10 protein-coding genes are annotated in these 7,419 nt (G+C 66.6%); 6 read left to right on the plus strand and 4 right to left on the minus strand.

Annotated features, from left to right (window positions below):
* Together RT567_RS06815 and RT567_RS06820 are read right to left on the minus strand one after the other, a co-directional pair.
* Positions 1 to 348, minus strand: a 348-nt coding sequence (locus RT567_RS06815; protein WP_313575255.1) for an LptF/LptG family permease, incomplete at its 3' end; no start/stop codon positions are given.
* The gene (locus tag RT567_RS06820) at positions 345 to 1,478 is read right to left on the minus strand and encodes an LptF/LptG family permease (protein WP_313575257.1); all 1,134 of its coding nucleotides are present in this window, start codon (positions 1,476 to 1,478) and stop codon (positions 345 to 347) included. The genes RT567_RS06820 and RT567_RS06815, both read right to left, overlap by 4 nt.
* Before the next feature lie 158 nt (positions 1,479 to 1,636).
* Between RT567_RS06820 and RT567_RS06825 the strand changes: the two genes are divergently transcribed.
* Genes RT567_RS06825 through RT567_RS06840 form a run of 4 tightly spaced genes read left to right on the plus strand, consistent with a single transcriptional unit; the run spans position 1,637 to position 4,263 of the window.
* Positions 1,637 to 3,112: a leucyl aminopeptidase gene (locus RT567_RS06825; protein WP_313575259.1), complete on the plus strand. Its 1,476-nt coding sequence runs from the start codon at positions 1,637 to 1,639 to the stop codon at positions 3,110 to 3,112.
* Between the two features lie 26 nt (positions 3,113 to 3,138).
* On the plus strand, positions 3,139 to 3,600 hold the full coding sequence (locus RT567_RS06830; RefSeq protein ID WP_119411811.1) for a DNA polymerase III subunit chi: 462 nt from the start codon (positions 3,139 to 3,141) through the stop codon (positions 3,598 to 3,600).
* Between the two features lie 14 nt (positions 3,601 to 3,614).
* The gene (locus RT567_RS06835; protein WP_313575261.1) at positions 3,615 to 3,944 is read left to right on the plus strand and encodes a hypothetical protein; all 330 of its coding nucleotides are present in this window, start codon (positions 3,615 to 3,617) and stop codon (positions 3,942 to 3,944) included.
* A 16-nt stretch (positions 3,945 to 3,960) separates the two neighbouring features.
* Positions 3,961 to 4,263: a hemolysin gene (locus RT567_RS06840; RefSeq protein WP_313575263.1), complete on the plus strand. Its 303-nt coding sequence runs from the start codon at positions 3,961 to 3,963 to the stop codon at positions 4,261 to 4,263.
* Between the two features lie 51 nt (positions 4,264 to 4,314).
* Here RT567_RS06840 and RT567_RS06845 read toward each other — a convergent pair whose 3' ends face one another.
* Positions 4,315 to 4,557 (minus strand): DUF2164 family protein, encoded by a 243-nt coding sequence (locus RT567_RS06845; protein ID WP_191743012.1) that lies wholly within the window; start codon positions 4,555 to 4,557, stop codon positions 4,315 to 4,317.
* Entirely contained in the window at positions 4,557 to 6,443 is a 1,887-nt protein-coding gene (locus tag RT567_RS06850) for an ABC-F family ATP-binding cassette domain-containing protein (protein WP_313575265.1), read from the minus strand. The genes RT567_RS06845 and RT567_RS06850 overlap by 1 nt, the downstream gene beginning before the upstream one ends.
* Positions 6,444 to 6,546: 103 nt before the next feature.
* Here RT567_RS06850 and ndk point away from each other — a divergent pair, with 103 nt between their 5' ends.
* Both ndk and RT567_RS06860 read left to right on the plus strand, forming a co-directional pair.
* Positions 6,547 to 6,966 (plus strand): nucleoside-diphosphate kinase, encoded by a 420-nt coding sequence (ndk, locus tag RT567_RS06855; protein WP_313575267.1) that lies wholly within the window; start codon positions 6,547 to 6,549, stop codon positions 6,964 to 6,966.
* A 131-nt stretch (positions 6,967 to 7,097) separates the two neighbouring features.
* The gene (locus tag RT567_RS06860) at positions 7,098 to 7,310 is read left to right on the plus strand and encodes a hypothetical protein (RefSeq protein ID WP_040346808.1); all 213 of its coding nucleotides are present in this window, start codon (positions 7,098 to 7,100) and stop codon (positions 7,308 to 7,310) included.
* Positions 7,311 to 7,419 lie beyond the last annotated feature (109 nt).

Consider the following 7,419-nt stretch of genomic DNA (forward strand, 5'->3'; position numbering starts at 1 on the left):
GCCCAGCGCCACGGCGGCGCCCGCCGCAGGCAGGACGAAGCGCCAGGCCGAGACGCCCGCCGCCCGCATGGCGATCAGCTCGCTGCGCCGGTTCAGGCTGACGAAGGCGCCCAGCGTTCCGAACAGGAAGACGAAGGGCAGCAGTTGCACGATCACCGAGGGCGACTTGACCAGCACCAGGCCCAGGATGCGCCCGCCCGACAGCTCGCCGGACGAGTTCAGCCCGCGCGACACCTCGACGAAGTCGATCAGCATGACCAGGGCGGCGATGACGGCCAGCGCCATGCCCAGCGACTTCATCTGCTGGATCAGCACATAGCGTTCGATGCGACCGAGACGAAGCTTCATGCGAATCTCGCCTTCAGGCGTTCCAGCGGCGCCCAGGTGCGGCGGCGGCGCGGCTTAAGCGCGCGGAACAGGATGCGTAGCGCCAGGAATGTGGCGGCCAGCGGCACGACGTATTGCAGGATGTTCAGCGCGCCGTTCCAGGCGCTGCCCGCCACCAGGCCGTAGCCGATGACGCGCAGGATCAGGAAGGCGCCCGCCGCCTTGGCGATGCGCCCGGCGTAGCCGCTGCGGCTGAAGGCGCCGCCCAGGATGGCCGCCAGCGCAAAGGCCATGGCCGCCAGGGCGTAGAGGGGCGAGGCCAGGCGCGAATGACCCTCAGCCGCCAATTCGCCGCGCGTCCCGGCGCTTTCCAACAGGGCGGGCGTCGGATCGAACAGGTCCGTCAGCCACAGGTCCGACGGCTTGAAGCGGATGCGCTCGGTGGTCTTGGCGTAGGGCGACAGGTCGAACACCTGCTGGTCGAATGACAGCTGGTTCAGCACCTCGCGCGAGGAATAGCGCTGCATGGACCCGTTCTGCATGGTCAGCACCGGCAGGCCATCGACGCGGCCGAAGCGGGCCGTCTCGGCGTCCCAGGTCGTGACCGTCTTGCCGTTGTCCAGATAGACGAAGAGATTCTTCATCAGACCGTTCTGCTCGATCTGTTGGACGTAGACGGTCAGGCCGTCCGGCCCCTGGACAAAACGTCCTTCCTCGACCAGCAGGGCGGCCAGATCGGTGCGGATGGCGAAGGCCTGGCGGCGGCCCTCACGCTGGGCCCAGGGCTGGACGAAAACGTTCACCAGCAGGGCGATGACCGTGACGATCAGGGCGATCTGCAGGGCGGGCCGGATCAGCGCCCAGCGGCTGACCCCGGCGGCGTAGGCGGCGGTCAGCTCCTGCTCGCGTTGCAGCCGCGTCAGGGCGATCAAAGCGCCGACGAACAGGCCTATGGGCAGGATGACGGCGATTAGCTGGGGCAGGGCCAGCAGGGTCAGCTTGACCATGACCCAGACGCTTTGGCCGCGCTCGACGATGACCTCCAGCTGATCCAGGCTCTGGCTCAGCAGGCCGATGCCGACCAGCGCCGCGACGGCCGCCACGATGGGCAGCCCGATCTGACGGAAAAGATACCTCTGAATCAGGGTCATGCGGCGGGTAAGGTCGTATAATCGGCTGCGAACGTGTTGCAGCCCAGGGCGATGCGAGCCATGTAATACACATCCGGCCGCCCCGACGAAACCGTCGCCGCGACCATGGCAAATTCAAGCGTGGCCGGGGCATGATTTCTCGGTCTGGAGTCAGTTTCATGAAAATCGAATTCGTCGCTTCGTCGGGCGCAGCCGAAATTCTCGCCGTGCTGGTGCATGAAGGACGAGCCCTCGCCGGCGCCGGTTCGGCGCTAGATCAGGCCGCCTCGGGCGCCCTGGCCAAGGCGATGAAGAACAGCCGCTTCACCGGCGCCGCCAACAGCAGCCTGAACGTCGCGGCCCCGGCCGGGATCGACGCGAACGCCGTCCTGCTGGTCGGCGCGGGCGCGGCGGACAAGCTGGACGATCTGGCGGTCGAAACCGCCGCGGCCGCCGCCTATCACGCCGCCAAGCTGTCGGGCGCCGAAATCCTGACCATCGACGCTTCGCACCTGTCGCCGGAACTGGCCGCCCGCGCCGGTTTCGCCGTGCGCCTGGCCGCCTACCGCTTCGCCAAATATCTGACCAAGCAGAAGGCCGACAACATTCCGTCGGTGACGACCGTGCGCGTCGTAACCTCGGACGTGAAGGCCGCCGAAGCCGCCTTCGAGCCGCTGTCGGCCGTGGCCGACGCCGTCCTGTTCTCGCGCGATCTGGTGTCTGAGCCCGCCAACATCCTGTACCCGGCCGAGTTCGCGCGCCGCGTGAAGGAGCTGGAGGCCCTGGGCGCCAAGGTCGAGATCCTGGGCGAGGCCGAGATGGAGAAGCTGGGCATGGGCTCGCTGCTCGGCGTCGGCCAGGGCTCGGTGCGTGAAAGCCAGCTGGCCGTCATCCAGTGGAACGGCGGCAAGGCGGGCGAGGCCCCCATCGCCTTCGTCGGAAAGGGCGTCTGCTTCGACACCGGCGGCATCAGCCTGAAGCCCGCCGACGGCATGGAAGAGATGAAGTGGGACATGGGCGGCGCCGCCGCCGTGGCCGGCCTCATGCACGCCCTGGTCGGCCGCAAGGCCAAGGTCAACGTCGTCGGCGTTCTGGGCCTGGTTGAGAACATGCCGGACGGAAACGCCCAGCGTCCGGGCGACGTCGTCACCTCCATGTCGGGTCAGACCATCGAGGTGCTGAACACCGACGCCGAGGGCCGCCTCGTCCTGGCGGACGCGCTCTGGTACACGCAGGACCGCTTCAAGCCGAAGTTCATGATCGACCTGGCCACCCTGACGGGCGCCATCATCATCTCGCTGGGCCTGGAATATGCGGGCGTCTTCACCAACAGCGACGAACTGGCCGCCAACATCGCCGACGCCGGTCCGAAGGTGGGCGAGAAGTCCTGGCGCCTGCCGATCCCGGCGGAATATGAGCGTCATATCGACAGCCCGATCGCCGATGTGAAGAACATGGGCAACGGCCGCGCCGGCGGCTCGATCACCGCCGCCCTGTTCCTGCAGCGCTTCACCAACGGCACGCCGTGGGCGCACATCGACATCGCCTCGACCGCCTGGGTGAAGGATTCCAAGAACCCGACCGTGCCGGACGGCGCCGTGGGCTATGGCGTGCGTCTGCTCGACCGCATGGTCGCCGACCACTACGAAAGCTGAAAACGTCCTTGAAGGGGTAGGGCCGGGTGTCTGACGCCAAGCCGGAAATCTGGTTCTACCACCTGGAGCGCTCGACGCTGGACCAGGTGCTGCCGACCCTGCTGGAGCGCACGCTTCAGCGGGGCTGGCGCGCCTTGATCCGGGGCGCGACCTCGCACCGGCTCGACGATATCGACGAGCTGTTGTGGACTTACCGCGACGACAGCTTCCTGCCTCACGGACGGGCCGATGGCGACCATGCCGCGCGCCAGCCTGTGCTCCTGTCCGAATCAGGCGAGAATCTGAATGGCGCTCAGGCGCTGTTCATCGTCGATGATTCAGAGCTTGGGGCCACGCAGGAGTTCGCACGTTGCTTCATCATCTTCGACGGTCGGGACGAGCAGGCGCTGAACCATGCGCGCGGGCGCTGGCGGACGCTGAAGGCGGACGGCGCGGACCTGGCCTACTGGAAACAATCGGACGAGGGCCGCTGGGAAAAGGCGGCCTGATCCTGGGCGTGGGCGTGGGCTTGGTCGCCCTGTCAGCCTGCGCCTCGCCGCCCGCCCGGCCCACCGGCCAGCCGACCACGCCCGTCCGGACGCCGGTTTCCTCGACTGAACGGCCCTATCTGTCCGAACCGGGCGTCCGCAACATCGATGGCGACATGTGCAAGGCCGGCGAGCTTCAGTGGCTGGTCGGGAAACCGCGCAGCCAGATTCCCGTTCCGGTGGATGTTGTGAACCGTCGCGTCGCTTGCACGACCTGTCCCGTGACCGAAGATTATTCGCCTTATCGCTTGAATATTTTCTACAATCAGCAGACGGGCCTGGTCGAACAGGTTCGCTGCGGCTGATCGAAAGGACGCCGCCATGAAGACGATTCTGACCCTGAGCGCCGCTGTGAGCTTCCTCGCCCTGGCCGCCTGCGCCCCGACCCAGGGCGGCGGCGCGACGCCGACGCCCGGCGGCGAGGCGACGCCCGTCGCCTGCAAGGCCAGCGACTATCAGGAGTATGTGGGCCGCAATCGCTCGACCATTCCGACCGCGCCGGAAGGCCGCATCTTCCGCGTCCTGTGCAGCAGCTGCGCGGCGACCATGGACTATCGCGACAACCGCGTGACATTCACCTACGACGACAAGACCAACGTCGTGACGCGCGTCAGCTGCGGCTGAGGCTCATAGAATATCCGCTCATCCCGGCGGACGTCGGGGTGAGGGGGATAACTATCGCTCCAGGCCGTAGAGGGCGTCGGCGACGTCCTCTACCTTCTGGCGCACGACAGTCTCCGCATCGCGCAGGCCGCGGTTGTAGAACAGGCGGCCGATGTCCCGGCCGATGAACTCGACCAGCATTTCGGCGGGCAGGCGGCCGACCTCGACCTCCATCTCGTCGCGAAGATAGGCCTGCAGCCGGGCAGCCGCCTCCTGCATCTCGTCCTTGGTCAGCAGGGGCGGCGCCTTGCTCATCACGCCACCTCGGCCAGAGCTTCTTCGGCGGCGATCCAGTCGACTTCAGCCTGATCCAGGTCGGCCTGGGTTTTGGCGCGTGAGCGGGTCAGGCCTTCCAGCTTCTTGGGATCATTGACGGCGGCGTTGGCCAGGTCGTCGTCCAGACGCGCCAGGTCGGCGGTCAGCTGGGCCATCTTCTCTTCCGCCTTCTTCACCGCGTGACGCAGGGTCGAGGGCGAGGGGCCTTTCTTCTTCTCGGCCTTGGGCGCGGTTGCGGGCGTCGGAGCCTCGGCGGCGACCTCTTCATGCTTGACCTGGCTCGGCTTCATCCCGGCTTGTTTGGCGCGGTCGAGGACGAACTTCTGATAGTCGTCCATGTCGCCGTCGAACGGCTTCACCGATCCGTCGGCGGCCAGCCACAGGCGGTCGGCCACCAGCTCCATCAGCGAGCGATCGTGGGTGATCAGGATGACCGCGCCCGTATATTCATTCAGCGCGTCCAGCAGGGCGCGGCGGCTGTCGATGTCCAGGTGGTTGGTCGGTTCGTCCAAGATCAGGATGTGCGGCGCATCCATCGCCACCAGATTCAGCAGCAGGCGCGCCCGCTCGCCGCCCGACAGCGATGCGACGGTGGTCTCCTGCTTCTCGAACGGCAGGCCGAACTGGGCCAGACGCGAACGGCGGCTGCTCTCTGAGGCGTCCGGCATGGCGCGGCGGATGATCTCCAGCGGCGTGTCGGTCGGGTCCATCGCCTCGATCTGGTGCTGGTGGAACCAGCCCACGCGCATCTTGCCGTCGCGATGGAACTCGCCCGTCTCGACGGTCAGGGCCTTGGCGATCAGCTTGGCGAAGGTCGACTTGCCCGCGCCGTTGACGCCCAGCAGGCCGATGCGGTCGTCCAGATCCATCCGCAGGTTCAGGTTCTTCAGGATCGGCTTGCCCGGCTCATAGCCGACGTTGGCCTTCTCCAGCCGGATCAGCGGCGGGGGCAGGGGGCGTTCCGGCGAAGGCAGGGTGAAGGGGGCGACGCGCTCTTCCGGCGGCAGTTCGATGCGCTGCATCTTCTCCAGCCGCTTGACGCGCGACTGGGCCTGAGTGGCCTTGGACGCCTTGGCCTTGAAGCGGTCGATGAACTTCTGCAGGTGGGCGCGCTCGGCGTCCTGCTTGGACTTGTTGGCCTCCATCAGGCGCAGCTTCTCGGCCCGCGTCTTTTCGAAGGTGTCGTAGTTGCCGGTGTAGAGGTCCAGCTTGCGGTTCGACAGCTGCAGGATGTGGGTGCAGACGCCGTTCAGCAGCTCGCGGTCGTGGCTGATGATCAGGGCCGTGTGCGGATAGCGTTTGAGCCGCTGCTCAAGCCACAGGGCGCCTTCCAGATCGAGGTAGTTGGTCGGTTCGTCCAGCAGCAGCATGTCCGGTTCGGCGAACAGGGCGGCGGCCAGGGCCACACGCATCCGCCACCCGCCCGAGAACTCGGCCATGGGGCGCAGGATGTCGTCATGGCTGAAGCCCAGACCGGCCAGGATTTCGGACGCACGGGCAGGGGCGCTGTCGGCGTCGATCTCGATCAGGCGGCCCCATATCTCGCCCATGTCCTCGGGGGCGGCGGTTTCCAGCCGGGTCAGCAGGTCGTGGCGCTCGACGTCGGCTTCCAGAATGGTGTCCAGAACGCTGACGGGCGTGGCGGGGTGTTCCTGATCGACCGAGCCGATGCGCGCGGTCTTGGGCAGGGAGATTTCGTCGCCGTTGGCGGCCAGCTCGCCCAGGATCAGCTTGAACAGCGTCGACTTGCCGATGCCGTTGCGGCCGACCAGGCCGACCTTGGAGCCCGGGGGCAGGCTGATGGAGGCGTCGTCCAGGAACTCGCGGCCCCAGGCGTTGTAGGTCAGGTTTTTGATCTGCAGCATGGGAACCGGAAAGAAAAAGGCTTACGCGCGGGGATATTGGAAAGATGTGCGGCGCTCGCTATAAGCCGCCGACCCTCAAACTCCCAAACAAGAAGTCACTCCCATGACCGAACGTACGTTCTCGATCATCAAGCCGGACGCCACCCGCCGCAACCTGACGGGCGCCATCAACGCCGTCATCGAAGGCGCTGGCCTGCGTATCGTGGCTCAACGCCGCATCAAGCTGACCGAAGCCCAGGCCAAGAAATTCTACGAAGTGCACGCCGAGCGTCCCTTCTACGGCGAACTGGTCTCGCAGATGATCGCCGAGCCGGTCGTCGTGCAGGTGCTGGAAGCCGAAGGCGCCGTCGCCAAATACCGCGAAGTCATGGGCGCCACCAACCCGAACGACGCCGCTGAAGGCACCATCCGCAAGCTGTTCGCCCTGTCGATCGGCGAGAACTCGGTCCACGGTTCGGACTCGCTGGAAAACGCCGGCATCGAAATCGCCCAGTTCTTCACGGACGCTGACATCGTCGGCTGATTTTGGACCCGACGCGGCCTGATCGTTTGCGGTCAAGCTGTGTGACAATTCGGCCCGCCCTCGGAACCGGGGGCGGGCCGTTTCGTTTTCATGGTCACGCTGTCTCTCGAAGAAGAACAAGGATGACCGCCATGAAGACGATGCTGAAGCTTGCCCCGGTGATCGGCCTGACGGCCCTGCTGGCCGCCTGCGGCACCACGACGGAACAACGCGCCGCCACGGGCGCCCTGGGCGGCGCGGTCGCCGGTCAGGCGATCGGCGGCAATACCGGCGCGACCGTCGCCGGCGGCGTCATCGGCGCTGTCGCAGGCGCCGCCACCACGCCGAAGAAGCCGCACGAGTAACCGCTTTCCTCCCCACAGAGTGGGGAGGGGGACCACGAAGTGGTGGAGGGGCTTGCTGCGGCGGGGCGAAGATACGCCTTGATCTAATCCCAGCTCCGCGGAATCAAGC

Origin of the sequence: Brevundimonas sp., from assembly GCF_032107865.1 — a bacterium.
Taxonomy (GTDB): domain Bacteria; phylum Pseudomonadota; class Alphaproteobacteria; order Caulobacterales; family Caulobacteraceae; genus Brevundimonas.